Source organism: Rhizobium chutanense (assembly GCF_002531935.1).
Lineage (GTDB): Bacteria > Pseudomonadota > Alphaproteobacteria > Rhizobiales > Rhizobiaceae > Rhizobium > Rhizobium chutanense.
Genome location: NZ_NWSV01000004.1, coordinates 218,751 through 244,005, shown reverse-complemented (window position 1 = coordinate 244,005; position 25,255 = coordinate 218,751). Strand labels below are relative to the sequence as shown.

The following is a 25,255-nucleotide window of genomic DNA, read 5'->3' as shown; positions in this document are numbered from 1 at the left end:
AGCTTGACCTTGGATCTAGGTGAATTTCGCAATCTTATCGCTGCGGTTCGTGGCGAAATTGGTAAAGCGGTGCAGGGGCAGGATGCGATCATCGATCTCGTCCTGATCTCGATCTTTGCCGGCGGGCATTGCCTCGTCGAAGGGCCGCCGGGCACGGCCAAAACCCTGCTTGCCCGGTCGGTTTCCGCCGCCATGGCGCTGCAATATCGGCGTATCCAGTTCACGCCGGACCTGATGCCCGGCGATGTCCTCGGCGTCAATCTCTTCAATTTCCAGACGAACCAGTTCCACCTGACCAAGGGGCCGGTCTTTACCGACATTCTTCTCGCCGATGAAATCAATCGTGCCCCGCCGAAGACGCAATCGGCCCTGCTGCAAGCGATGAACGAGCGCATGGTCACGCTTGACGGAACCGATTACTCCCTCGGACCGGATTTCTTCGTGCTTGCCACGCAGAACCCGATCGAGCAGCAGGGCACCTATCCCTTGCCCGAAGCCCAGCTCGATCGTTTCCTGTTCAAGCTCATCGTCGATTTTCCCGACCGCGATACGGAAATTGCCATCCTCTCCAAACACGCGACCCAGGCGCTGAAATCAGACCTGCGCAATGCCGGCATCCGTCCGCTTGTCACCCGTGCGGCACTCGCGGAAGGCCGCGCGCTGATCGATGCCATCCATCTCGACAACACGATCCTGACCTATGTCGTCGATCTGGTGCGCGCCACGCGCTCCGATCCCGACATTCTCTACGGCGCATCGACGCGCGCGGCCGACGCGCTTGCCGCGGCCGTGCGTGTGCGTGCCGCTTTCGAGGGCCGGGATTATGGCTTGCCGGACGATGTTCAGGCCTTGCTGGTTCCGGCATTGCGCCATCGCATCATCCTTTCGCCCTCGGCGGAAATCGATGGGCGCACACCGGACGAGGTGCTGCGCAACATCAAGAACCGCGTGGACGCGCCCCGTTAAATGCGGCCATCCCCCACTCTGATCGCGCTCGTTCTGATAACAGCCGCGGTGACGGTGTTCACCAGCGTGTGGTGGCGCGACATGAGCTCCCTGCTGCTCCTCATGTGGCTGGCACTCGCAGCCCTTGCGGCCGCCGATCTCGTTGTCTCCAACCTGTCGGGCAGGATGGCGATCGATGTCGATCTGCCGTCGCAAGGTTTTGTCGGCCATACCGCCGCATTCACCGTCGGCATCCGGCCGCAGCAGAAAGCGCTGCCTCAGAAAATCGAAATCCGGCTCGATCTCGCGCCCGAGCTGGTCGTCTCCGAAACCCGATGGATCATCCCTGCATCGGATGCCGGAGAAGGGGAGGTCAAGGCCACTCTCGACCTTCGTCTGACCCGGCGCGGACAATATGCGGTCAACGCGCTGTGGCTGAAGTGGCCATCGCGATTAAAGCTGCTCGAGATGATCGCGCGAATGCCGGTCGGACAGGAGATCGCCGTCCAGCCGGACATATCGCCGGTGCTGTCCGGGGCGATCAAGACCCAGATCCTGCCGCTGGAAGCCGGCCAGAAGGATCTGCGGCTGCGCGGCGAGGGATCGGAATTCCACCAGCTGCGGGAATTTGCCAGCGGCATGGATCCGCGCAGCATCGATTGGAAGCGGTCGGCGCGCATGCGCAGTCTCGTCGTGCGCGAGATGCGGGCCGAACGAAACCATCAGATCATCCTCTGCGTCGATTCCGGGCGGCTGATGGCCGAGCAGCTTGGCGGTTTCACCAAGCTCGATCGCGCCATCAATGCCGCGCTCGCCATGTGCTGGGGCGCAGGTCTTGCCGGCGATCTCGTCGGCTTCTACAGCTTCGACAGCCGTCCGCGTCTCTTCGTGCCGGCCCTGCCCGGGCGCGCAGCCTTTGCGCGGCTGCAGACGGTGTGCGCCGGGCTGCGCTACGAAACTCAGGAGACCAACCACACGCTGGGGCTGACGCATCTGTCCGGGCGCCTGAAGCGACGGTCGCTGATTGTGATATTCTCCGATTTCGTCGACACGATCACAGCGGAGCTGATGATCGAGAACATACAGGTGCTCGCCCGGCATCACTTCGTCGTCTATGTCGCCTTGCGCGATCCGATGCTGCAGAGGCTTGTCGAACCTGAGGAGATCAGCATGGACGCCGTCGCCCGCTCGGTCGCAGCGCGCCAGATTCTTCAGGAGCGGCGCGCCGTCATGGAAAAGCTGACGCGTCTCGGCGTGCTCTGCCTCGACAGCACGCCGGAGGCGCTGACCTCGGATCTCATTGCGCGCTACATCGAAATCAAATCCCGTGAGATGATATGATGGATATCGGTATCGACGGCAGGATAGATGGTGGCGCGACGGTCAATGCCGGCGGCGTTCAGAACGATACGCTTCGCTCGGCCCGCTTCCGGCTGGAGCGCGAGGCACACTGGCGTCAACTGGACGAACTGGTGACGCGTGCCGAGAAGGGAAGTGCCGCCGCGCTCGGTTATGACGAGGTTCGCAATCTCGCCAGCGGCTACAGGCAGGCGATGAACTCATTGAGCGTGGCGCGCGACATCTCTCTCGATCGCGCCCTGATCGCCTATCTGGAAAGCCTCTGCGCCCGGGCCTATCTCGTCGTCTACGCCCCGCAGGAAAGCCTGGGCGGCCTGATCAGCCGGCTGCTTTCGCAGGGTATCCCGCAGGCGGTGCGCCGGTCGGCCCTGCCTCTCTTCATCGGTTTCCTGGCGCTCATTCTGGGCGCGGTCGCCGGTTACAGGCTCTACCAGAACGATCCGGGCTGGTTCTACACCTTGGTGCCGCCTGAAATGGCCGACCAGCGCACGCCCGATGCCTCGACCGATTACCTCCGCTCCACGATCTATGGCAATGAAGGCCATGACAGCGATCGGCTGGCTGCGTTTTCCGCCTATCTCTTTTCCCACAATACGACCATCGTCATCCTGATCTTCACGCTCGGTGTTTTCGTGTCGGTGCCGAGCTTCGTTCTGACCTTTTACAATGGCCTGATCCTCGGCGCCTTTTTCGCGATGTTTGCGCGCAAAGGGCTGGGTTACGACGTCTTGGCATGGCTCTCGATCCACGGTGTGACCGAGCTTGCGGCCATCGCCATTGCCTGTGCGGGTGGGGCGAGGCTCGGACTTGCCGTTCTCCTTCCCGGTGTCAGAACGCGCAAGGAAGCCTTGCGCCACCAGGCGCATGATGCCGTCAAACTGGCGATCCTCGCGGGGCTGATGCTTGTCGCGGCAGCCTTCATCGAAGGCTTCCTGCGTCAGTTAGTCCAGGATCCGACCTGGCGCCTCGTCATCGGCTGGGGGATGGGCGTCTTCTGGTTGGGCTGGCTGCTGATGGGAGGCCGTCAAAGCAAAGTTTCGCGCGAGGCTGTGCGATGAACCAGTCAGTGACGGACGGCAAGCGCGTCGAGCAGTTCATCCCGCCGGAAGGCGTCCCGATCACCTTCGCCATTGCCTCGCTTGGAACCCGTTTCGGCGCGCAGTTCCTCGACATCCTCTTCGCCTCGATCATCATGTTCGTCTGCGCTATGGCCATCCTCTTCACAGGCGTGCTGCCTATGACCGCCGAGGCGATGCTCATGGTGCTGCTCGGCTTTTTGGTGCAGATCCCCTATTACATCCTCTCCGAACTCATCTGGAACGGCCGCACGCTCGGAAAAAGAATAACCGGCATCCGCGTCATCAACATGGACGGACGGCGGCTGACGCCGCACCAGGTGACGGCACGCAACCTGATGAAACAGGTGGAGATCTTCGCCCCCATGGGCCTTCTGGCTTCGGTCGGCACTCAGTCGTCCTGGGAAAACGGTTTGACGTGCGCCTGGCTTCTGGCGGTGGTCATCGTTCCCCTGGCCAACCGACGCCGGCAACGGCTTGGCGACATCATCGCCGGCACGCTGGTGGTCGACAATCCGCGTTCCGTGCTGCTCTCCGACCTCGCGCTGTCTGCGCCAGCCGCCGCATCGTCGCAAGCGGAATTCGAATTCTTGGCCGAACATCTCGACATCTACGGCAAATATGAGCTGCAGACGCTGGAAGACGTGCTGCGTGACGCGACGAAGACGTCAAACCACAAAGAGATCGAACAGATCGTGCGCACCATCACCCGGAAGATCCGCTACGAAGACACCGTAAAGCCCGGCCGGGAACTGCTTTTCCTCAACGAGTTCTATCGCGCCCAGCGCGAACATCTGGAGAGTTTGAAGCTGTTCGGGACGCTGCGGGAAAATAAGTATCATGAGCATGCGCGAGCAGAGGCGAAGAAACTTGTTTAAGGGAATGAATGCGCAGGCAGGCCGGAATATTGAGCATGGTCACCTCTTAACTGGCAGGGCGCATGCCGCGCCCGATTGAATGCCAGTATTCCGCGGCGGTCATAGCCCTTCTGTCGATCGAGCACCGAAAGAATTGTGGTTTCGAGTTGCAGCCAATTGACTTTGGAAATGTGCGAAGTTGTGGTGCTCAGAGATTGTAATTTAGGGGCAATATAATGAAGCTGCATATTTTAGGCGCTATCGCGCTTGTTTTTGCTACGGCGGGTCATGTTCAGGCTGACGATCGCAGAACCGCAGCGGCATTCTACTTTCACAGTTTTACGAAATCGGCATGCGGCTTCAACATGACGGCAGAATCGGCAGAAAAAGCTGCAGCCACTCTTGGAATGAGTAATCTTCACGACCCATTGTTTCCGGCGGTGACAGCAGTGTGTACTGAGGTGAAAAAAGGAAATAAAAGCAAGGTCATCGAGATCCAAGTTCCCGACAACCACAAGGTGATGCGGAAAGTCATCCTTGAGAAAGCCAAGTGGTGGCAATAATGGGGCGGCGAGGTTTGGCGGAGATGACAAAGAAGATGACAACTCGCCAATGCCGGGTCACCAAGCAAGCGACCGGCGCCAGCGACACGCGGCCGGAAAGCAGCGTCCGCATAGACCGGTAAGCGCCGGATTGATCGAGTTCGGCAAGGATTTTGGACATTGGCTTCACCGGCACGCTGACCTTCCTTTCGGGCGCGCTTTGGCGGATAGCGCTGCTCTTGCCGTGATTGTTGAGATTGAGGAATTTCGCCCTTCGCTTTTGTCCCTAGCGCAAGTTGACCGCTTCCACCTTGGTCGAGCACCACGGTTGGCATCCTCAGACCAAACGACGTGCACTCCGAACTGGCCGTTGGCGGTGATGGCTCGGCCGGAATTGCGGATATCACCTTCAACCCCGAAAATTGCGCCACATTTTATTCGCCGCTCTCCCCACGAAGCTCCCATAGATCAACCTTCTCAGCCCGTCCCTTCACATGCACCAGGCCCAGCGCCCGAAACGCGAAGCGATCGCCAACGGCGTCGTGAACGGTCGCACTGACCAGGATCGACGTCTCAAACTCCTTGTTCAGCCCTTCCAGCCGTGAAGCGACATTGATCGTATCGCCCATGGCCGTGTACTGCTGCCGCGAAATCGCGCCGAAGCTGCCGACGACCGCCGGGCCGGTGTGCAAGCCGAATCGCGTGATGAGCGCGGGACGGCCGTTCCTGCTGTTTTCTTCGTTCAATTCGTCGATCGCCGCCTTCATGGCCAATGCGCATCGACAGCCGTGTTCGGCATGCCTGGCATCTGGGACAGGGGCGTTCCACATGACGAAAATGGAGTCGCCGAGATATTGGACGACTGTCCCGCCATGGCGCTCGGCGATGGTGTTCAGCAGTTCGAAATAGGCCGACAGCGTATCGACCACCTCCTCGGGCGAGTTGAGTTCGGATATGGTCGTGAAGTCCCTGATATCGGTGAACAGCGCGGTCACATCCTGCCGCTTCGCCTTGACGACCGCTCGCCCTTCCGGGCTGACGATCCGCCGAACGACTTCACGCGGAACATAAAGGGCAAACTGGCCGATGGCGTGACGGCTGGCCGAGAGCGCGCTCGCCAGCGTGTTGATCTCGGTGATCCACGAATGCGACAAGGCTTTCTCGCCGACATCGAGATCGCCGATCCTGCGCGCCTCATCGGCGAGCCGATAGAGAGAGCGGCTGACCATGCGGGAAAGCACCACCGATGCCCCGACGCCCGCGATCAGGAGGATGCCGGCAATCAGGAGATTGCGCACGAGCAGCCGGTTGGCCTCGGCCACGAGGTCTTCCAGCGGCACGACGATTGCGGCGGTGCTTCCCTTAAACAGGCCGGACACGCTGACGGGGGCCATCTGCACCAGATAAGTTGCGCCATCGAGATCGAACCGTGCAGCGCCACCGCTTGCGAAGGCGGGATCGCGCCGCAGCCTGGCCACGGTTTCAAGGCTCGCGTCGAAACTGTTTGCCGTCGCGGCGAATGCGCCTGATGTTCTCGCCCACAACCCGATGATCCTGCTCATGATCTGAGAGTCGGAATGGGCGACGAGATTGCCGCCTTCATCGATGATGTAGGCGCGGGCATGCGGCGAAATCCCCTGCGCATCCAGCAGGCGGCTGATCGTCTGCAGATGAATGTTGATGCCGACGACCACCTGGCGATGCCCCTTCATCGGCGCTGCAATGGTTAGCGTGGGAACATTGAGCGTGCCGGTCACATAGGGTCCGACGGAGACCGGAACACCATCCTGAACGACGGATTGATACCAGGGGCGTTGCCGCGGATCGAAAGATGCGTATTCGACGTCCCGATCGCCGATCGGTCTTGCCTGGCTGTCGAGAAAACGAAGTGTCGAGATGACGTCTGCGCTTTCTCTCGCGGTGATGGTCCTGACCGCGAAAGCCGCGCCACCGGGCGCCGAGAGGGCACGGCGAACATCCTCTCTCACGATGTTGATGACCTGCAGATACGAACCGTCGGGATATCCGGTGTAGATACTTGTCGCCTCGGGGACGCTTCGCAGAACTTCCAGAAAGAATGCCTGTTTTGCCTCGATATCCTGAGGCGGCGCAGAAACGAACTGCGGCGCGCTCGATGCCAGCGCAACCGCCTCGGTGCCTCCCTGCAGCGTATTGCGGTATCCCTCGATCAGCCGCAGGCTCATCTCGCGCATCTGCCGCGCGCCGGCATTCACCGCAGCATCGCTTCCCTGCCTGAAGGCCATCCAGATGATCGGCGCCGACGTGCAGAGCAGCGAGGCGACGACCAGGACGCCGAGATGCACTCTGAGCGGTTTGGACCAGTGCACGAGATTTCCCTCGAAATGCGGACCGCCTCAGCGCACCTAGCGTCCCAAGGCTCGTCTAATCGTGCATGAAGCGCGTCCCCAACAACGGCAGCTAACCGCTTTTTTCGGGCTTGCACAAGATCTGGTCTGTCGCCGGCGGCGCAATGAGCCGGGCTTTTCTCCTCCAGTTGGTTCTGGCCAATGTTGACGGCAGGCGCGGGGAGGCGAGGGGTGCATGCCAAGCTGGCCGGCAGGGGCACTCGGGTATATAATTATCGGTCACCGTGTTGGCGGAAGGAGAGCCGGATGCGTGAACTGATCGGAAGCGCGCTCATCTATTTGAGTGCTCTCACAGCCGCCCAATGCGGTCCACTTCACGAGGCGGTCAAGAGCGGCGACCTGACGGCCATAGCGGCGGCCCTCGATGCCGGCGCCAATATCGAGGAGCAGGAGAAGGGGGTTACGCCGCTCTTTCTGGCGGTTCGCAGCGGCCATCCCGAAGCAGTGGAGTTGCTGATCGAGCGCGGGGCCGGCGTGAACAACCCGTCGGCGCTCGGCCTGCCGCTCACCGGCGCCGTTCTGCAGAATTCCGCCGACCTGATGCGACTGCTGTTGGCGCACGGCGCCGATCCGAACGCCGCATCGAGGGGCGAGCGCATGCTGCATTTCGCGGTCGCGAACGGCTGTCTCGACTGCGTCAAGCTCCTCGTCGAAGCCGGCGCAGACGTCAACGCGGTCTGGACCCGAGGTGACCCCGCCCGTCTGCCGGCCATTATCACGCCCTATCACCTTGCCAGGCACAATGATCAGGCCGAGATCGCCGCCTACCTGCTGGCGCATGGCGTCACCATTCTGAAACCCGCGCCGATTGCTGCGAAGCTGGCAAAGGGTGACCCGGCAAAGGGCAAGGCCTTCTTTGCGCCGAACTGCTCCTCCTGTCATGCCACCCGCGCTCAGGGTGGACCCACCCGAGGACCGAATTTGTGGAACGTCGTCGGACGCGACAAGGCTTCGACGAAGTTCGCCGGCTATTCCAAAACGCTGTCGGCCTGGGAGGGGGCTTGGACCTACGAGGATCTCAATATCTTTCTTGCCGGTCCGACCCTGACGACGCCCGGCGTAGACATGGAAATTCGCGGCGCGCCTGAGGAAACCGATCGGCTTGATGTGATCGCCTATCTCAGAACACTCGCCGATACGCCGGCTCCGCTGCCCTGACAGTGAAAGGCACGATGCCAACGAGGAACAGTTTATCCCGAGCCTCATTTCCGCACGGAAACCTACGGCAAAAACAAGACGTTATACTGATCGAACTCACCCGGCAGATCCCGCACCTTCATCTCCTCCTCGCGATCCTCGAATATCACCAGGCAATCCTCGTAAAATCCCGACAGCATCGAGATGAAGGCCCTCGTTCCCTCCGGCCCGTAGAAGAGCGGCGTGAACTCCATATGGAGCGGCACGCGGCGGGAAAGCAGCGGCTGCATCGAGCGGCAGACGACCGGCTCGTAGCCTTCGATATCCATCCAGACCAGGCCGATCGCGGCCGGATCGACCGAAAGGCCGGCGAGAATCTCCGAGACCGGCTTCACCGGCACGCTGATCTTCCTGTCGGTCGGGCTCTGGCGAATGGCGCTGCTCTTGCCGTGATTGTTGAGGTTGAGGAAAAAGTCGATCTCGCCTTCGTTCTCGCCGGCGGCGCAATTGACGAGCCGAACCTTTTCCTCGAGCCGGTTCTGGCGGATGTTGAGGGCAAGCAGCGGGAAATTGCGCGGGTCGGGCTCGATGCTGACGATCCGGGCATAGGTGCCGCTCAGGGCGAAATAGACGGTCTGGGTGCCGATATTGCCGCCGATCTCGAGCAGCGTCGCATCCTTTCTGAGCAGGCCGCGCTCGCGCAGGATGACGATCAGCCGGTCGACGGCGTCGCGCTCGAAATGGCCCTTCCGGAAGACCTTGCGGCCGATATAGTCGGAAGGCGAGAAGGTCATCAGATGGTCGCCGGCGTCGACCGTCATCGAGGTAACGCGCGGGCCGATATTCTCGATCAGCAGGCGGCGGCCGAAGCGGGTGTCGAAGAAGCGCGAGACGGCTCTGTTGCGCGCCTTGCGCAGGCGGCGGCTCCAGTATTTGGCGGTCAGCCAGGGCTTGCCGGGCATCAGTCTCTTCCTTCGAGCGGTTCTGCCGCTTTTTCTCGCGGAATGACATAGACTTTCAAGGGCAGGGCGCGGCCGCGCACGTTGATTTCACGGCTTTCGATGCCGGAAAGATCGGCGCCGGAAAGGTTCGCCACCGGTTCGGAGATGACGATTGCCGCCTCGAACTCCTTAGCGGCACTTTCCAGCCGGCTCGCGACGTTCACGGTATCGCCGATCGCCGTCATGCTGCGCACCCGCCCATAGCCCATCGTGCCGACGACGGCGGGGCCGGTGTGAATGCCGATCGCGATGCGCAGCGGCAGCGCCAGTTCCTCGGCGAGTTCGGCGGCGAGTTTCTCGATCTCGGCGACGATCGCCGCGGCGGCCGTCAGCGCCTGGCGGCAGGCCTGCTCCGGCGCGGTATTGAGGCCGAACAGCGCCATGGCGCCGTCGCCGATGAACTTGTCGAGCCGCCCGCCCGCCTGCTCCACCGCCTTGCCGATGATGGCGAAATAGCGGTTCAGCAGGAAGACGACGTCGAAGGGCAGGCGGGTTTCCGTCAGCGTGGTGAAATGGCGGATATCGACGAAGAGCACGGCGATCTCGCGCTCGCGGCCGGGGCTGGTCTCCTGGCTGTTGGCGGGAAGGGCGGCTTCGACCGCCGGCACCAGCAGCGGCGCGACCGCGACGTCGCGGTCCGGGCGAAGCTGGCAGGCAAGCCGGACGTCCGGGCCGGCATTGATGCGCCTGAGCGTCGTCTGTTCCATCTTGTCGGGGGCCGGCAGGCTTTCGTAATCGCCGAGGATCTGCACGCGGCAGGTGGAGCACTGGCCCTTGCCGCCGCAGACGGCGTAATGCGGCAGGCCGCCGAGCCGGCTTGCTTCCAGCACCGAGAAGCCGCGCGGCACGCGGATCACCTCGCCGCCCGGATAAAACACGGCCACCTGGTCGAGACGCTCCATCAGCTTGCGCCGGGCGCGGGCAATGACGACGATCAGCAGCGAAGCCGCGAAGGCGCCGTAGAGAGCGGCGCGGATCACGGAGACCTGACGGTGAACCTCCGGATTCGAGATGAAATGGGTGTTGACGCCCTCCTTGTAGGCGCTGATCGTCATGGCCTGCTGATAGGAGGGGTCGGCCAGCGTGCGGCCCATTTCGACGAAACCGAGCAGCGACAGCACCGGCACGAGGATCGCCAGCGCCAGCAGCAGCGGCGCAAAATCCGGGTACCAGGACCGGTAGCGCAGCCAGAAATGGATGCCGATGCAGCCGTGGATCCAGACGGCGACGACGGCGAACCCCTGCCGCAGGCCGCCCGTCGGGTTCCTGATCCAGAGCATGCTGACCACCGCCTCGTAGTCGTCGATATAGCCGTAGAGTTCGTGGGCGATGCGGGTGCCGATGACATGATCCATCAGAAGCAGTGGGATCAGCAAGCCGAGCACGATCTGCGCCATCTCGCCCTTCGGCATGACGAGGCTGCGTCTGACATAGATGGCGCGCAGCACCAGCGCGATGTGGATCAGAATCGACGCATAGAAGATCGCCGTCCCCACAGGATTGCGCCAGATCGCCAGGAAGAGGCGGGAGGCCTTATCGGCGGCGGAGACCGAAATCAGGCCGATCGCATGGTTCGACAAATGCAAGAGGACGAAGATGAAAATGACGAGGCCGGAACCAAGCCTTGCCCTTCTGATCGAGCGCTCCGAAAAAATCCCTGTGACTGAGGCCGTCGTCATTCATTCCCGTTCTTGTCGATGCAACCGCGCGCCCATAGAGATTGGCAAAAAGGCGGAATTGTTTCGATCGCGATCACATTCCATATGCTTATGCGCAAGTTTTCGGGAAATGGACAATAGCGGAGTTGCGCCGGCGGGCATGCCGGGTGGAAACAGTGTGTTCTCTAAGTGAGGGTTGTGGATGCGGGTGGCTTTCTACGCGCCGATGAAATCGCCGAACCATCTGGTGCCGTCGGGCGACCGGCTGATGGCGCGGCTGTTGATCCGGGCGCTGGAGCGTGCCGGCCACGAGGTCGAGATCGTCTCCGAATTCCGCTCCTATGCCGCGAGCCCGGAGGCGGCAGCGGCGCTCGAACCCGCCATCCGTGCCGAATTGCAGCGGCTGCGGGAGAAATGGACCGCCGGCCCGCGACCCGAACTCTGGTTCTGCTACCACCCCTATTACAAATCGCCCGACCCTTTCGGGCCGGCGATATCGACCGAATTCGCCATTCCCTATGTGACTGCCGAAGCCTCTTACGCGGCCAAACGCGACAGCACCGGCTGGGCGGCGCAACAGAAGCGGGTCGGCGAAGCGATCTTGCAGGCGGCGGTCAATATCAGCTTCACCGAGCGTGACCGCGCAGGTCTTGCCGCCGCCTTTCCGCAGGCGCGGCTTGCCGGCCTGAAGCCCTTCATCGACACGGCGCTGTTCGAGAAGCTGTCGCCGGCGCCGGATCCGCGCCGGCTGATGACGGTGGCGATGATGCGGGCCGGCGACAAGATGGAGAGTTATGCGATGCTGGCAAAGGCACTGCGGCTGATCGAAGACCGGCCCTGGACGCTTGCCGTCATCGGCGACGGCCCGATGCGCCAGGAGGTGCAGGCGCTGTTTGCCGGCCTTCCCCCGGGCCGCATCGAGTGGCTGGGCGAGCGGGATGGGGCGGAGATCGCCGGCCTGCTCGGGCGCGGCGGTATTTATGTCTGGCCGGGCTGCGGCGAGGCTTACGGGCTTGCCTATCTGGAAGCCCAGGCCGCCGGCCTGCCTGTCGTGGCGCAGGAAACGGCGGGTGTGCCCGCGGTGGTGGAAGCCGAGGTGACCGGCCTGCTGACAAGGGATGGCGATGTTGCCGCCTATGCCGGGGCCGTGGTTGCCCTGCTTGATGATGGGCAGCGGCGAGAGGCCATGGGGCAGGCGGCGCGCCGCTTCGTGCTCGAGGAGCGTTCGCTGGCGATGGCGGCTGCGCGACTGGACGGAATTTTGCGGGACTATGCGGAAACAGGAGTGAGGGGATGACCGATCGGATGGACTGGGAGCCGCTGCGCCGCGAACTCGACCGCTGGCAGGCCGCCGGCCGGGTGGCGCGGTTCTGGCTGCGCGACGACGACGCGATCGAGCCGACGCCTGATCTGGAGACGCTGCTGGCGCTGGCGGGTAAAAGCGGGGTTGCGCTGACGCTTGCCGTCATTCCCGGCCTGACCGGCGAGGCTTTGGCGGCGCGGCTGGCGGCGGAGGCCGGCGTGACTGTCGCCGTGCACGGCTGGTCGCATACGAATCATGCGGGGCCGGCGGGCAAGAAGCAGGAACTCGGCGGCGAGCGGCCGGCAGACGTCGTGCTCGGCGAATTGCGCGAAGGGTTGCGACTGCTGGAGCGGCTGCATCCGGCCCGCTTCCAGCCGCTGCTGGTGCCGCCGTGGAACCGCATCGACGCGGCCCTTATCCCGGCACTGCCGGGGCTTGGATTTGCGGCGCTGTCGGTCTATGGGCGGGCAAAGCCGGATGGCCCGATGCCGCTGCTCAACACCCATGTCGACATTATCGACTGGCACGGCACACGCGGCGGGCGCGGCGCGGCGGAGCTGGTGGCCGAGCTGGTGGCGGAACTCAGCGACCGTTTTGCCGGCCGTGACGAGCCGATTGGCCTCCTCACTCATCATCTGGTGCATGACACGGCTGCGTGGGATTTCCTGTCGGCTCTGTTTGCGGAGACGGCTCGGCATCCCGCCGTGCGCTGGTCGCCGGCGGCGGCGCTGCTGTAAGCTTAGGCGGCCTCCTCACCGTCGGTCTTCCTCGTACTGCTCGGCGCCCTCCACCGGCCGCAGCCACGCTTCGCGGCGCTTGATCCAGAGTTCGTAGCGCGGCGTGAGCGGCGTCGGGGCTTCGGACAGGATGCCGAGCTTGATCTCCGCCTCCTCGGCATCGGCGGAAAACAGCCGCGAGCCGCAGCCGATGCAGAAATGCCGGCCTTGGAACGCGCCGGTTTCTCCGGTGTGCTCGAATTGGCCGGCGGGCCAGATCCCATAGAAGGTAAAGGCCGAACCGCTGTCCTTCCTGCAGTCGGTGCAATGACAGATTCCAACGCGTAAGGGCTCGCCCCGAACGGAAAGCCGCACCTGGCCGCAAAGGCATTGTCCGGAAAATACGGTCATGGCTGTCCCCGTTTCATTGATCTCGCGCGGGGGAAACGGTCTGGCTCGGCATGCGTTCCGCAGAGCATGTCGCGCAAAACCGTACAGCGCTAAGCGCAAAGAGCGAATCTGAAAGATCGCGACGCGCTTTAGATCACAACAGTCTGGTTGTCGCGGGCGGCGAAGGATTCGGGGAAGGCGGCCTGCGCCTTGGCTTCCATCTCAGCCAGCTGTTCGTCGGTGCGCGAGGGCGCGTGGTGGAACAGGGCGAAGCGCTTGGCGCCGGCCATCCTTGCCAGCTCGGTGCCGTGCTCCCAGGTCGAATGGCCGAAGCCCTTGAAACGCTGCATCTCGTCTTCATTGTAGGTGCAGTCGTAGACGACGAGATCGGCGCCCTGCATCATCTCCAGCGAGACCGGGTCGTGGCTGCCCGGAATATGCTCGATGTCGTAGATCAGCGCGACCGAACGGCCCTGCCACTCGATGCGATAGCCGATGGCGCCGCCCGGATGGTTCAGCATGAAGGTCTTGATCGTGACGCCCTTGTGTGGCGTCAGGACCTGGCCGGGATGGAAATCGCTGAAGTTCATCGTCGCCTGGCAGATGTCGGTCTTGACCGGAAACCAGGGCGGGCTGATGAACTGCTCGACCATTTCCCGGGTGCTCATCTTGCCGTCGAGATGACCGGACCAGATGTTGACGTTGATCGAGGGATAGTAGATCGCCTTGAAGAAGGGCAGGCCGATGATGTGGTCGTAGTGGCAGTGGCTGAAGAACAGGTCGACATCGCTGACGCCGTCGGCCAGCAGCGACAGCCCCGCCTCACGCAGACCGGAGCCCGCGTCGAAGATCATCCGATGTTTTCCGCAACGAATTTCGATGCAGGACGTGTTACCGCCGTAGCGGTCGAACTCGGGGCCGGATACGGGAATACTGCCGCGGACGCCCCAAAATTTTACCTGAAACAGTTCTGTCGTCATCTTTCTTCAAACCGGCCTTCCCGCATCGCCATCGTAATCATAGTTCATCCCGATGCGAAGCAGCAGAATTCCACGGGTTTGCCTGTGTCCCCTTTCCCTCTCCTAACCGCTAGCGGAAGAAGGAGTAGATTTTCCTAAGCAATCGGCTTTCGCGTCGGAAAGCAACCCAGTATGGTTGGTTTTCGGTAAACGGGGTGCTGGGGCGGGACAATTTTCCCGTAACTCATGCCTATTAGATGGTTGCGCGCGATTGAAAAAACAATTGCTGCCGCTCCAAGTCCCGTTCCCCTTGTCAACTTGCCGCGCTGAAGGTCTCCACGACGCTCTGACCGCCGGGGCGTGCACCGGCGTCGATTTTACTCCAGCTCCAATATCGGCAGAAATCCTTATCATAGGAGAAAATTGTGCTCGCTCCGGCACGAATGTTTCCTTGCTTGGCGTTGCCGAAGGGCGATATATCCGAGGATATGGGAAATATAAGAGACTCATGATGCCGCAGCCTGTCGTGAACGAGACCATTGCCGAGAGCAGCTACAGGCGCATTCGGGCCGACATCATTTTCGGGCGGCTGGCGCCCGGGCAAAAATTGAAGCTGGACAGCCTGAAGGAGGCCTATGAGACCAGCATCAGCACGCTCAGGGAGGTGCTGAACCGGCTGTCCTCCGAGGGGCTTGTCGTTGCCGAAGGGCAAAAAGGGTTCGAGGTTTCTCCGGTGTCGGTTTCCGACCTCAAGGAGACGGCAGCGATGCGGCTGCTGCTGGAGACGCATGCCATGGAGCAGTCCTTCGCGCGTGGAGACGTGGAATGGGAGGCGCCCCTGGTCTCGGCTCACTATAAGCTGGCGCGGATGGAGCAGGTGATGGCATCAGGCGATACCAGCCGGGCCGAGGACTGGAAGCGCTACGACTGGGAGTTCCACCAGGCGTTGATATCAGCCTGCGGATCGAAATTGCTGATGCAGACACACTCGGCGATCTTCGACAAATATCTGAGATATCAGATGGTCGCCCTATCCTACCGCGGCGACGTCGCAGCCGATGAACATCAACAGCTTTTGGAAGCGGCGCTGCGACGGGACGCAGAGACGGCGAAGCGGGTGCTGGCGTTTCACATCCAGGGCGGGGTGGAACATGCGCTGGCCAAAGGGTCATTGAAATAGCGACGGACGCCCTTCAGGATTGACACACATCTCGGCAAACCAGGAAAAGCCATGCTCACGCAAGTCCACGACCCGGCTGAAACAGTTAGCGATGTCGTCTTCCGGCAAATCCGCGAGGATATCATATCGGGCACATTGCCGCCGGGGGCCAAGATCAAGCTGGAGCAGGCCAAGGAGCGATACTCGATCGGCATTTCGTCGCTGCGCGAAATTCTGAGCCGCCTGACCACGGAAAACCTTGTCGTTGCCGAAGGACAGCGGGGTTTCGAAGTCAGCCCTGCCTCGCGGCGGGAACTGCTGGAGCTTGCCGACCTGAGGATCGTGCTTGAAACGCATGCGATCGGCCTTGCCTTTGCGGCGGGAAATCTCGAATGGGAAGGGCGCATCGTCGCTGCCCATCACCGGCTGGCTGCCGCCGAGCGCAGGCTGCTGGCGGGCGACGTGTCGCGCACGGTCGACTGGGTGCGGTACGATTGGGAATTCCATCAGGCGATCGTCTCGGCCTGCAATTCCGCGACGCTGATGGCGACGCTGTCCTCCGTCTTCGACCGTTTTCTGCGCTACCACATGCTGGCCGAAAGCTTTCGCGGCCAGCCTGTCGTCGACGACCACCGGCTTCTGTTCGAACTGTCCATTCGCCGTGACGTCGCCGGCGCCACCGAGGTGGTCAGACGGCACGTTCAAAGCGGCGTCGAACATGTGCTGAAGAGCGGGCGAATCCCGTAAAGCAGCATGAGGCCGGCGGGAAACCGCCGAGCCTTTTCGCCGTCATGCCTGAGCGGCGTTCAATAGGCGTCCTTCGGGATGCCTTCCGGGCGCATCTGTCTTTTCAACGCGGCGATCCGGAAAATCGCGTTCGGCGCGCCATAGCCGCGATAGCCGCGCCGCTCGACGATTTCGAAAAAGAAACCCTCGCCATAGGTGCCGCTGTAGAGCTGGAAATATTCGCCATGCTCGTCTCGGTCATAGAGGATGTTCTCCGCCTTCAGCCGCTCGGTCATCACGGGATCGAGCCCGAAACGTGCTTCGACGTCGTCGTAATAGTTCGGCGAGATGTGCAGGGGCTTGAAACCGCAGCTGCGAAGTTTTTCGGCGGTGGCGAAGATGTCGTCGGTCGAAAATGCCAGGTGCTGGATACCGGAGCCGAACTTCTCGGCAATGAAATGCCCCGCCAGGGTGCGGCGATTTTCGGCGCCGTTCATGGTGATGCGCAGCGCGCCCGACCGGTTCTCGACGACTTGACTGCGCACCACCCCGGCGGGATCGATGATGTCGACCATCGGGGTCTTATGGGTCTCGAAGATCGAGGTGTAGAACAAAAGCCAGGTGAGCATTTCATCGTAGCCGACGGTCTGGGCGACATGATCGACGCGCAAAAGCCCTGCGGAGTCCGTGTCGCCATCATCGGCGACCGGCCGGAAGTCGATTTCGGAAAAGCGGCCCAGGGCGCTCTTGTCGTCGATGAGATAGACGATGCCGCCACCCACGCCGCGAATTGCCGGCAGCTCGAGCTCACCTTCCGCGACAGGCTGGACGAAGGGTTCGGCATCGAGCGCCAGGGCGCGTGCATAGGCTTTCGCCGCATCGTCGACATCGAGCGCGATGGCATAGGCAAAGGTGCCATGAACGGCATAAGCGGCGTTGGCAAATCCCGCCCGGTCGACATTGACGAGGATCCGGATCTCGCCCTGCTCGAACAGAGAGACTTTCTTGGTGCGGTGGACGGCGGTCTGTTTGAAGCCGAGGGTGCGCAGCAATGCCACCAGTTCGACTTCCTCCTGTTCGTCGGTGGCAAATTCGACGAAGCCGACGCCTCGAACGGCCGCTCTATCCGGCATCGCCGCCCCGGTCATGCTGCCGGTGCCGAGATGGCGCCGCACCTGGTCGCCGAGATAGATCAGCGAGCGGTGGCCATCGGCGGCGATCGCCCGCGACAGGCCGCCTCGAAACTGATCGTTGAAAATCTCCAGGGAGTAATATCCGTCGTAACCGGTGGCAGCGACGGCTTCGGTGAAGGCCGTGACGGGAAGATCGCCTTCTCCCGGCATGTTGCGGAAGTGGCGGCTCCAATAGAGCAGATCCATGTCGATATCAGGCGCATCGGCAAGCTGGACGATGAAGATCTTCTCTTTGGGAATCGAGCGGATGGAATTGACGTCGATCTTGCGTGACAAGGTGTGGAAGCTGTCGAGGATGAGGCCGACATTCGGATGATCGGCGCGCCGCACGATCTCCCAGGCGTCGCGGTGGTCGCTGATATGGCGGCCCCAGGCGAGCGCCTCGTAGCCGACGCGCAGCCCGCGCCGGGCGGCACGCTCGCCGAGTTCGCGGAAATCCGCCGCCGCCCGATCGATGCCGCCCAAGGCTGCCGGCGAGACGTTCGAGCAGACCAGCACCAGATCCGTTCCGAGCTGCTGCATCACGTCGAACTTTCGTTCGGCGCGATCGAAGGTGCGGCTTCGCAGCGGCTCCGGCATGCCCTCGAAATCCCGGAACGGCTGAAACAGGGTGATGTCAAGGCCATGGTCACGGACGAGCTTTCCGACGTCGGCCGGGCTTCCGTCGAAGGCCAGGAAATCATTTTCGAAGATCTCGACGCCGTCGAAGCCGGCGCGGGCGATCGCCTCGAGCTTTTCCGGCAGTTCGCCGCTGATCGTTACAGTCGCAATCGAGGTCTTCATATCAAAGCCCTTTCGGTATCCGCACCGCACACCGGGAGAAATCGCTCTCATCTATTATTGCAAATGTCGTTAGAAATTAAAATAGCTGGTCGTATCCTAAATTCTCAGATGATTTCGAAAAACTCTGTTGATTTTGATGTCCTGCTCTGGCAATCATTCCCTCCACAGTCAAAAGGTGAGGTGGCTGTCCGGTCCATCGACCGTCAAAGGAGGAGGAATTCCATGTTCAGATCTATGCTAACGCGCCGAAACGCGATGCTCGGAGCCGCAGCCCTGGTGGCCGCCGTCACTTTGGCGCAGCCGGCCGCCGCCGTGACGCCTGACGAAATCAAGGCGCGCGGCAAAATCATCGTCGGCATTCAGGGTGACAATCCGCCCTGGGGTTTTGTGACAAGTGGCGGCAAACAGGACGGTCTCGACGCCGACATCGCAACGCTGTTCGCCAAGGAACTGGGGGTTTCCGTCGAATTCGTGCCGCTTGAAGTCAACAACCGCATTCCGGCGCTGACGGCCGGCCGCGTCGACGTTCTCTTCGCGACGATGGCCATGCTGCCGGATCGCGCCAAGGCCGTGCAATTCAGCAAACCCTATGTTGCCAATGCCATCGTGCTGATCGGCCCCAAATCGGCGGAGATCAAGACGAATGCCGACATGGCCAAGTTCACGGTCGGCGTCGCCAAGGGTGCTGCGCAGGACACGCAGGTGACGAAGAATGCGCCTGAGGGCACGACGATCCGGCGCTATGACGGCGACGCTGCCAGCGTTCAGGCCCTGGTTTCCGGCCAGGTCGACACACTGGGCGGCAACATCTTCTATATGGACCGGGTGAACAAGGCGCGTCCGGGCGAATTCGAAAACAAGCTCGAGTTCCAGAAGCTCTACAACGGTGCCTGCACGCGTCTCGGCGAGAAGGAAATCAACGCGGCGCTCAACACCTTCATCGACAAGATCAAGACGAACGGCGAGCTCAAGGCCGTCTACGACAAGTGGATGAAGGTGCCGGTGCCGGAATTCCCGGAAACGCTGGAAGGCATTCCGTTCGCGGCGCACTGACATCGTTCGTCCCACTGCCGTCCGGTTCGCGCCGATGGCTGCCCCTCACCCTAACCCTCTCCCCGTAAACGGGGCGAGGGGACGTGCCAAACGCGGCGTTGAGGTTGAGGAAGCCGGTGCGGCATATCCCCTTCTCCCCGCAGGCGGGGAGAAGGTGGCGGCAGCCGGATGAGGGGCAGGCTGAACCCTCTACCAAATAAGACGGGCATGCCGATGCCCGTCAACGCAACCGCCATGCCCAAGGCCCTGAGGTGCGCGACATGACCAGAACCATCTTTGTGCTCAACGGACCGAACCTGAACCTGCTCGGTGAGCGCGAACCTCTTATCTACGGCTCGGCGACGCTGGCCGATATCAGGGACAAGTGCCTCGCAAAGGCGGAGAGCCTCGGCTTTGCCATCGACTTCCGCCAGACCAATTTCGAGGGCGAGCTGGTGGAGAGTGTGCATCAGGCCCGCAAAGCGGCCTGCGGCATCATCATCAATCCGGCCGGCTATAGCTTCACCTCGATCGCGTTGCTCGATGCGCTGAAAACCTTCGATCCGCCGAAGATCGAGCTGCATATTTCCAACGTGCATGCCCGCGAGGAGATCTATCACAAATCCCTCGTCTCGCGCGTCGCCACCGCCATCATGATCGGCTTCGGCCCCCGCGGTTATGAACTCGCCATAGAAGCGATGGCCGGCATGGCGGGAGCAGCGAAGGCATGAATTACACGCTGGATTTCACCCCCGTTATCGATGGCCTGCCGAGCCTGCTGCTCGGCTGTCTCGGGACATTCCTGCTTGCCATTTGCGGGATGCTGCTGGCGATCGTCATTGGAATTGGCGGGGTTGCCCTGCGCGACTCCGCTTTCAAGCCGGCGCGCTGGCTGGTCATCGCCTTCGTCGAACTGATCCGCAACACGCCGTTCCTGGTGCAGATCTTCTTCATCTACTTCGCGCTGCCGCTCGCCGGCATCCGGCTCGATCCGACGCCGACGGCGATCATCGCGCTCGGCATCAACGGCGGCGCCTATGCCATCGAGATCATTCGCGGCGGCGTCCAGTCGATTGCGAAGGGGCAGATGGAGGCCGGCCTCGCCCTTGGCCTGCACAAGGCGCAGGTCTTCCGGCTGATCATCCTCAAGCCGGCATTGCGGGCGATCTATCCGTCCCTGACCAGCCAGTTCGTGCTGTTGACGCTGACCACCAGCATCGCCTCGGCGATCTCGGCCTATGAGCTGACCTCCGTGTCCCAGCGGATCGAATCGGAGAGCTTCCGCAGCTTCGAGGTCTACTTCACGGTCACGCTTTTCTATTTCGTGATCTCCTGGGTGATGATGCGCCTGTTTGCGCTGTTTTCGGCCCGCTACTTCAAATATCCGGTCAAGTAGGAGGAATTCCATGGGTCACGACGAGTTCGTCTTCCTCCTGATCGGCCTGAAGTGGACGGTGGTCCTGTCCGCGGTCGGGTTCGTCTGCGGCTGCATTGCCGGGCTCGGCGTCGCGCTTGCCCGCGTCTCGGGCAATCCGCTGCTGGAACGGGTGACATCAGGCTACATCGCCGTCTTCCAGGGAACACCGCTGCTGATGCAGCTTTTCGTGGTCTATTACGGTCTGGCTCTGGTGGGCCTGATGCTCGATGCCTGGGTGGCCGTCGCCATCGGGCTGACGCTGCATGCCAGCGCCTATCTCGGCGAGATCTGGCGCGGATCGATCGAAGCGGTGCCGCGCGGCCAGACCGAAGCGGCAAAGGCATTGAGCCTCCGATACGTCTCCCGTATGCGGGACGTCATCCTGCCGCAGGCGCTGCGTATCTCGCTGCCGGCCACGATCGGCTTCCTCGTGCAGCTGATCAAGGGCACCTCGCTGGCTTCGATCGTCGGCTTCACCGAGCTGACGCGGGCCGGCAACATCATCTCCAATCAGATCTTCCAGCCGCTGACGGTCTTCGGCATCGTCGGCATCCTGTACTTCCTGATGTGCTGCCCGCTGACGATTCTCGGCGCCCGCCTCGAGCGAAAGTTCGCCGCCTCGGCGCGCTGATCCGCATCCTTTTTTCTTCGATGCGGCCCTGGCCGCCAATCCTGGAGTTCACCCGATGACCAGATCCGTTCCCCCCCAACGCGCGGAAGCCATGATCACCATGGCGCAGGTGGAAAAGTGGTACGGCTCGTTTCAGGCCCTTCACGACATCAACATGACGGTTCGCAGCGGCGAGAGGATCGTCCTGTGCGGCCCTTCCGGCAGCGGCAAGTCGACGCTCATTCGCTGTATCAACCATCTCGAAACCTACCAGAAAGGTCAGATCCGGGTCGGCGGCATCCTGCTCAGCGACCAGGCCAAGACCGTCGATGCGATCCGCCGCGAGGTCGGCATGGTCTTCCAGCAGTTCAATCTGTTTCCGCATCTGACCGTACTGCAGAACTGCATGCTGGCGCCGATGAAGGCGATCGGCGTCGGCAAGGCGGAAGCCGAGGAACGCGCCCGCGGCCTGCTCGAGCGGGTCAAGATCCTCGAGCAGGCCGACAAATACCCGGTCCAGCTTTCCGGCGGCCAGCAGCAGCGCGTCGCCATTGCCCGGGCGCTCTGCATGCGGCCGAAAGTGATGCTGTTCGACGAACCGACGTCGGCGCTTGACCCGGAGATGGTCAAGGAGGTGCTGGATACGATGATCGCGCTGGCCGACGAGGGCATGACGATGATCTGCGTCACCCACGAAATGGGCTTTGCCCGCCAGGTCGCCGATCGGGTGATCTTCATGGCCAGCGGCGCGATCGTCGAGGAAGCCCCGCCCGCCGAATTCTTCACCAATCCACAGCACGAGCGGACCCGAAAATTTCTCGGAGAGATCCTGCGCAAGTAGGGGCAAGCCGATACGCCGTCAAAATCCGGGAGCTTTATAATGAAGCCGTTAGAGATTGCAGTGATGGGAGCCGGCCTGATCGGCAGACGCCACGCCGAGCGCGTGATGTCCGAGCCGGGAACCGTTCTTTCCGCGGTGATCGATCCTTCCGACGCCGGTCGCGACTTCGCCCGAAATGCCGGCATCCGCTGGTATGCGAACTTCCAGGACATCCGCGCCGAGGACCGGCCCGACGGCGTCATCGTGGCAACGCCGAACCAGCTTCACGTCGAGAACGGACTGGAAGTGGTCGCCGCCGGCATTCCTATCCTCGTGGAGAAACCGATCGCCGACGACATCGTTTCTGCCGCGAGGCTCGTCGCCGCCGGCGAGAGGGCGGGAATACCGCTGCTGGTCGGTCACCACAGGCGTCACAACCCGATGATGCAGGCGGCCAGACAGATCGTCGACAGCGGCAGGCTTGGCCGGATCATCGCGGTACACGGCACGTTCTGGGTCGCCAAGCCCGACGAATATTTCGACATCGCCTGGCGGCGTGAAGCCGGCGCCGGCCCGGTTTTCGTCAATCTGATCCACGATGTCGACCTCTTCCGCTTTCTCTTCGGTGACGTCGACGCCGTCCAGGCGATGGAATCGCATGCCGTGCGCCACCACGCCGTCGAGGACAGCGCCGTCGTTTCGCTCCGGTTCGCCAGCGGTGTTCTCGCCACGCTCAGCGGCAGCGATGCCGTCGCCGCGCCCTGGAGCTGGGAGGCGACCACCGGTGAAAATCCCGCTTTTCCCCGTTACGATCAATTCTGCTACCAGATCGGCGGGACGAAGGGTTCGCTCGGAATTCCCGATCTGACGCTTTGGACCAGCACGTCGAAGCCGGATTGGCTGGAGCCGCTTGCCGAGGAGCGCGTGCCTTACGCGGCAGCCGATCCGCTCTGCGTTCAGCTCCGGCATTTTTGCGACGTCATTCGCGGCGATGCCGCGCCACTCGTCAGTGGCCGCGAGGGGCTCGCCACCCTCAGGGTCGTCGAGGCAATCAAGCGGTCGGCGGGCTCGGGGCAGATGATCCCTCTCTCCGACGCCGGCGGCCTCTTCCAATCCCCAGAAAGTCCAGCCACATGATCTCCGGGACGACCAAACTCATCGCGCACCTCGGCTATCCCACCGAGTCCTTCAAGGCGCCTCTGATCTATAATCCTTATTTCGAAAAGACCGGGATCGACGCGGTCGTCGTGCCGATGGGCTGCAGGCCGGAGGATTATCCCACCTTCTTCAAGCTCCTCTTCCGGCTCTCCAATATCCACGGCGCGCTGATCACCATGCCGCACAAGATGTCGACGATGGCGCTGCTCGACGAGGCATCGACCAATGCCAAAGTCGCGGGCTCGTGCAATGCGGTGCGTCTCGGTTCAGACGGCCGGCTGATCGGCGACATGTTCGACGGCGAAGGCTTCGTCCGCGGCGTTCTGCGCAAGGGCAAAAAGGTCGAAGGCGCGCAGGCGCTCGTCGTCGGCGCCGGCGGCGTCGGCTCGGCGATCGCCGCGTCGCTGGCGCGGGCCGGTGTGGCTCATCTGGCGATCTTCGACGCCAATGCGACGACCGCGACAGCACTGCTCGACCGGCTGAAGACCTATTATCCGCGGCTGCAGGTGACGATCGGCTCTCTCGATCCGGCCGGTTTCGACATTGTCGTCAATGCCACGCCGCTCGGCATGCGACGGGGCGACCCTCTGCCCCTCGATGTCGAGCGCATCTCGCCATCGACCTTTGTCGGCGAAGTGGTGCTGAGCCGGGAGATCACCCCCTTTCTCGAAGCCGTAAGGGCTCGGGGCTGCGCCTTTCAAGTCGGAACGGACATGTTGTTCGAACAAATCCCCGCCTATCTCGAATTCTTCGAATTCCCGACAACGACGGCCGACAATTTGCGTGCAATCGCCAAGCTCGGGTGATGCTCGTTGCGCCTGAAGCAAAAGCGCGCGGATCTGAAAGATTGCAGCGCGCTTTAAACCGCTCCCAGTCGCCTGATATTCCCTATCAATTCCCCCGCCAGCCGCAGCGAGGCGGCGGTTGCTATCGCCATCTGCGGCAGCAGCAGCCATTCGAGCGTCCAGGCGGCACCGGAACGTTCCTGTTCATGGACGAGGGATTGGTGGATGCCCGACAGAAGAGTGGCGTTGAAGCGGGCAAGCGAGATGAGCGCCTCGGCGGCGACGGGGTTCTGCTTGTGGGCCATCGCCGACGAGGTGCCGCCGCCTGAGATTTCGATCTCGTCGCCGGCTTGGGCGAGCAGGGCGATATCCTGGCCTATCTTGCCGAGGCTGCCCGAAATCGAAGCGAACAGGCCGGCGATATCGGCGATCGGCAGACGCCCGCTCTGCCATTGCGGTCTGTCGCTAAGGCCGAGTTCCCCGGCGAGTGAGGCGCGGATTGCCGGGCCTTGCGCCCCGAGCTTGTCGAGCGTGCCGGCGGCGCCGCCGAACTGGACGGGAAAACTCTGCTCGGTCAGGCGGTCGCGATAGGTGATCAGCGGTGCGCGCCAGGCGTCAAGTCGGTCGGAGACGGTGATCGGGATCGCCGCCTGCATGCGGGTATGGCCCATCAGCCGGTTTTGGCCGAACTGGCGGTCGAGCGTATCGAGCCCTGCGGCAATCGCGGAAAGCCGGCCGGCCAACAGGAAGACGACGGCCTTCAGGCGGATCATCAGGCTGGTGTCGATCACATCCTGGCTGGTGGCGCCGAGATGCAGGCTCTTGGCCGCTTCCGCGCCGACCGCGCTGCGCAGCTGCCTGACGAGGTCGGGGACGACGACGCCATCCCGTGCCGTTGCCGACCGAAGGCTGGTGAGGTCGGGGGAAAAGGCGGCGCAGGTGTCGGCAATCTTCTTTGCGGCGTCTCCGGGGATGAGCCCATGCGCCGCTTCGGCCTTGGCGAGTGCCGCCTCGAAGGAGAGCATGGCGCGGAGATCGGCCTCGGCGGAGAAATAGGGCGCGATTTCATCGTCGCCGATGAGGCCGGAGAGGAAGGGATGGTCGAAGGGTGATGCGGTCATGGGTTGCTCGTTTTGGTCGTGGCCCCCTCATCCGGCTGCCGCCACCCCGGGGTCGAGCCACCGGTCTCGACCCGTCCTTCGGACCCCCGAGGGGAGAAGGGACTCGGGGCAGCGCCGGCAC

The 25,255-nt window shown here is 62.5% G+C and carries 23 protein-coding genes and 2 pseudogenes; 17 read left to right on the top strand and 8 right to left on the bottom strand.

What is annotated here, in order from left to right:
- Positions 1-9 precede the first annotated feature (9 nt).
- From CO666_RS08520 to CO666_RS08500, 5 genes are all read left to right on the top strand, one after another.
- A complete protein-coding gene (locus tag CO666_RS08520; RefSeq protein WP_097611627.1) occupies positions 10-966 on the top strand; it encodes an AAA family ATPase in 957 nt (318 codons plus the stop codon).
- On the top strand, positions 967-2,286 hold the full coding sequence (locus CO666_RS08515) for a DUF58 domain-containing protein (RefSeq protein ID WP_097611626.1): 1,320 nt from the start codon (positions 967-969) through the stop codon (positions 2,284-2,286).
- Positions 2,286-3,362: a stage II sporulation protein M gene (locus CO666_RS08510; RefSeq protein WP_097611625.1), complete on the top strand. Its 1,077-nt coding sequence runs from the start codon at positions 2,286-2,288 to the stop codon at positions 3,360-3,362. Before CO666_RS08515 ends, CO666_RS08510 begins: the two co-directional genes overlap by 1 nt.
- Positions 3,359-4,258: an RDD family protein gene (locus tag CO666_RS08505; RefSeq protein ID WP_097611624.1), complete on the top strand. Its 900-nt coding sequence runs from the start codon at positions 3,359-3,361 to the stop codon at positions 4,256-4,258. Before CO666_RS08510 ends, CO666_RS08505 begins: the two co-directional genes overlap by 4 nt.
- 215 nt (positions 4,259-4,473) lie before the next feature.
- The gene (locus CO666_RS08500; protein ID WP_097611623.1) at positions 4,474-4,800 is read left to right on the top strand and encodes a hypothetical protein; all 327 of its coding nucleotides are present in this window, start codon (positions 4,474-4,476) and stop codon (positions 4,798-4,800) included.
- Between the two features lie 148 nt (positions 4,801-4,948).
- Here CO666_RS08500 and CO666_RS33580 read toward each other — a convergent pair.
- Positions 4,949-5,044, bottom strand: a pseudogene (locus CO666_RS33580) (FkbM family methyltransferase); the annotation flags it as partial.
- A gap of 169 nt (positions 5,045-5,213) precedes the next feature.
- On the bottom strand, positions 5,214-7,127 hold the full coding sequence (locus CO666_RS08495) for an adenylate/guanylate cyclase domain-containing protein (protein ID WP_097611622.1): 1,914 nt from the start codon (positions 7,125-7,127) through the stop codon (positions 5,214-5,216).
- 285 nt (positions 7,128-7,412) lie between these two features.
- Between CO666_RS08495 and CO666_RS08490 the strand changes: the two genes are divergently transcribed.
- Entirely contained in the window at positions 7,413-8,324 is a 912-nt protein-coding gene (locus CO666_RS08490; RefSeq protein ID WP_097611621.1) for an ankyrin repeat domain-containing protein, read from the top strand.
- 62 nt (positions 8,325-8,386) lie between these two features.
- Here CO666_RS08490 and CO666_RS08485 read toward each other — a convergent pair whose 3' ends face one another.
- Both CO666_RS08485 and CO666_RS08480 read right to left on the bottom strand, forming a co-directional pair.
- Entirely contained in the window at positions 8,387-9,265 is an 879-nt protein-coding gene (locus CO666_RS08485) for an FkbM family methyltransferase (protein ID WP_097611620.1), read from the bottom strand.
- Positions 9,265-10,983, bottom strand: a complete 1,719-nt coding sequence (locus tag CO666_RS08480; RefSeq protein WP_097611619.1) for an adenylate/guanylate cyclase domain-containing protein — start codon at positions 10,981-10,983, stop codon at positions 9,265-9,267. The genes CO666_RS08485 and CO666_RS08480 overlap by 1 nt, the downstream gene beginning before the upstream one ends.
- 181 nt (positions 10,984-11,164) lie before the next feature.
- On the opposite strand from CO666_RS08480, the gene CO666_RS08475 reads away from it, so the two are divergent.
- A complete protein-coding gene (locus tag CO666_RS08475; RefSeq protein WP_097611618.1) occupies positions 11,165-12,259 on the top strand; it encodes a glycosyltransferase family 4 protein in 1,095 nt (364 codons plus the stop codon).
- On the top strand, positions 12,256-13,002 hold the full coding sequence (locus CO666_RS08470) for a polysaccharide deacetylase family protein (protein ID WP_097611617.1): 747 nt from the start codon (positions 12,256-12,258) through the stop codon (positions 13,000-13,002). The genes CO666_RS08475 and CO666_RS08470 overlap by 4 nt, the downstream gene beginning before the upstream one ends.
- A 15-nt stretch (positions 13,003-13,017) precedes the next feature.
- Here the strand turns inward: CO666_RS08470 and CO666_RS08465 are convergent, their stop codons facing one another.
- Both CO666_RS08465 and CO666_RS08460 read right to left on the bottom strand, forming a co-directional pair.
- Positions 13,018-13,392 carry a GFA family protein gene (locus tag CO666_RS08465; protein WP_097611616.1) on the bottom strand — a complete coding sequence of 125 codons (375 nt, stop codon included), beginning with the start codon at positions 13,390-13,392 and terminating at the stop codon, positions 13,018-13,020.
- A gap of 128 nt (positions 13,393-13,520) precedes the next feature.
- Positions 13,521-14,351, bottom strand: a complete 831-nt coding sequence (locus CO666_RS08460) for an MBL fold metallo-hydrolase (protein ID WP_097611615.1) — start codon at positions 14,349-14,351, stop codon at positions 13,521-13,523.
- A 490-nt stretch (positions 14,352-14,841) separates the two neighbouring features.
- On the opposite strand from CO666_RS08460, the gene CO666_RS08455 reads away from it, so the two are divergent.
- Both CO666_RS08455 and CO666_RS08450 read left to right on the top strand, forming a co-directional pair.
- Positions 14,842-15,510 (top strand): GntR family transcriptional regulator, encoded by a 669-nt coding sequence (locus CO666_RS08455; protein WP_097611815.1) that lies wholly within the window; start codon positions 14,842-14,844, stop codon positions 15,508-15,510.
- Positions 15,511-15,561: 51 nt separating this feature from the next.
- A complete protein-coding gene (locus CO666_RS08450; RefSeq protein WP_097611614.1) occupies positions 15,562-16,236 on the top strand; it encodes a GntR family transcriptional regulator in 675 nt (224 codons plus the stop codon).
- A gap of 59 nt (positions 16,237-16,295) precedes the next feature.
- Here the strand turns inward: CO666_RS08450 and CO666_RS08445 are convergent, their stop codons facing one another.
- Positions 16,296-18,191, bottom strand: coding sequence for a bifunctional sugar phosphate isomerase/epimerase/4-hydroxyphenylpyruvate dioxygenase family protein (locus CO666_RS08445; protein ID WP_097611613.1), 1,896 nt, complete (start codon positions 18,189-18,191; stop codon positions 16,296-16,298).
- Positions 18,192-18,413: 222 nt separating this feature from the next.
- Between CO666_RS08445 and CO666_RS08440 the strand changes: the two genes are divergently transcribed.
- From CO666_RS08440 to CO666_RS08405, 7 genes and pseudogenes are all read left to right on the top strand, one after another.
- Complete coding sequence (locus tag CO666_RS08440) at positions 18,414-19,244, top strand: transporter substrate-binding domain-containing protein (protein WP_097611612.1); 831 nt, start codon at positions 18,414-18,416, stop codon at positions 19,242-19,244.
- 260 nt (positions 19,245-19,504) lie between these two features.
- Positions 19,505-19,954 carry a type II 3-dehydroquinate dehydratase gene (locus CO666_RS08430; protein WP_097611611.1) on the top strand — a complete coding sequence of 150 codons (450 nt, stop codon included), beginning with the start codon at positions 19,505-19,507 and terminating at the stop codon, positions 19,952-19,954.
- Positions 19,951-20,619: an amino acid ABC transporter permease gene (locus CO666_RS08425; RefSeq protein ID WP_085739767.1), complete on the top strand. Its 669-nt coding sequence runs from the start codon at positions 19,951-19,953 to the stop codon at positions 20,617-20,619. The genes CO666_RS08430 and CO666_RS08425 overlap by 4 nt, the downstream gene beginning before the upstream one ends.
- 10 nt (positions 20,620-20,629) lie before the next feature.
- Positions 20,630-21,271 (top strand): amino acid ABC transporter permease, encoded by a 642-nt coding sequence (locus tag CO666_RS08420; protein ID WP_097611610.1) that lies wholly within the window; start codon positions 20,630-20,632, stop codon positions 21,269-21,271.
- Positions 21,272-21,362: 91 nt separating this feature from the next.
- Entirely contained in the window at positions 21,363-22,091 is a 729-nt protein-coding gene (locus CO666_RS08415) for an amino acid ABC transporter ATP-binding protein (protein ID WP_097611609.1), read from the top strand.
- Between the two features lie 39 nt (positions 22,092-22,130).
- Positions 22,131-23,196, top strand: a pseudogene (locus CO666_RS08410) (Gfo/Idh/MocA family protein); the annotation flags it as partial.
- Positions 23,197-23,203: 7 nt separating this feature from the next.
- Positions 23,204-24,034 (top strand): shikimate dehydrogenase family protein, encoded by an 831-nt coding sequence (locus CO666_RS08405; protein WP_097611607.1) that lies wholly within the window; start codon positions 23,204-23,206, stop codon positions 24,032-24,034.
- A gap of 53 nt (positions 24,035-24,087) precedes the next feature.
- On the opposite strand, the gene CO666_RS08400 is transcribed toward CO666_RS08405, so the two are convergent.
- On the bottom strand, positions 24,088-25,134 hold the full coding sequence (locus CO666_RS08400) for a 3-carboxy-cis,cis-muconate cycloisomerase (RefSeq protein WP_097611606.1): 1,047 nt from the start codon (positions 25,132-25,134) through the stop codon (positions 24,088-24,090).
- Between the last annotated feature and the right edge of the window lie 121 nt (positions 25,135-25,255).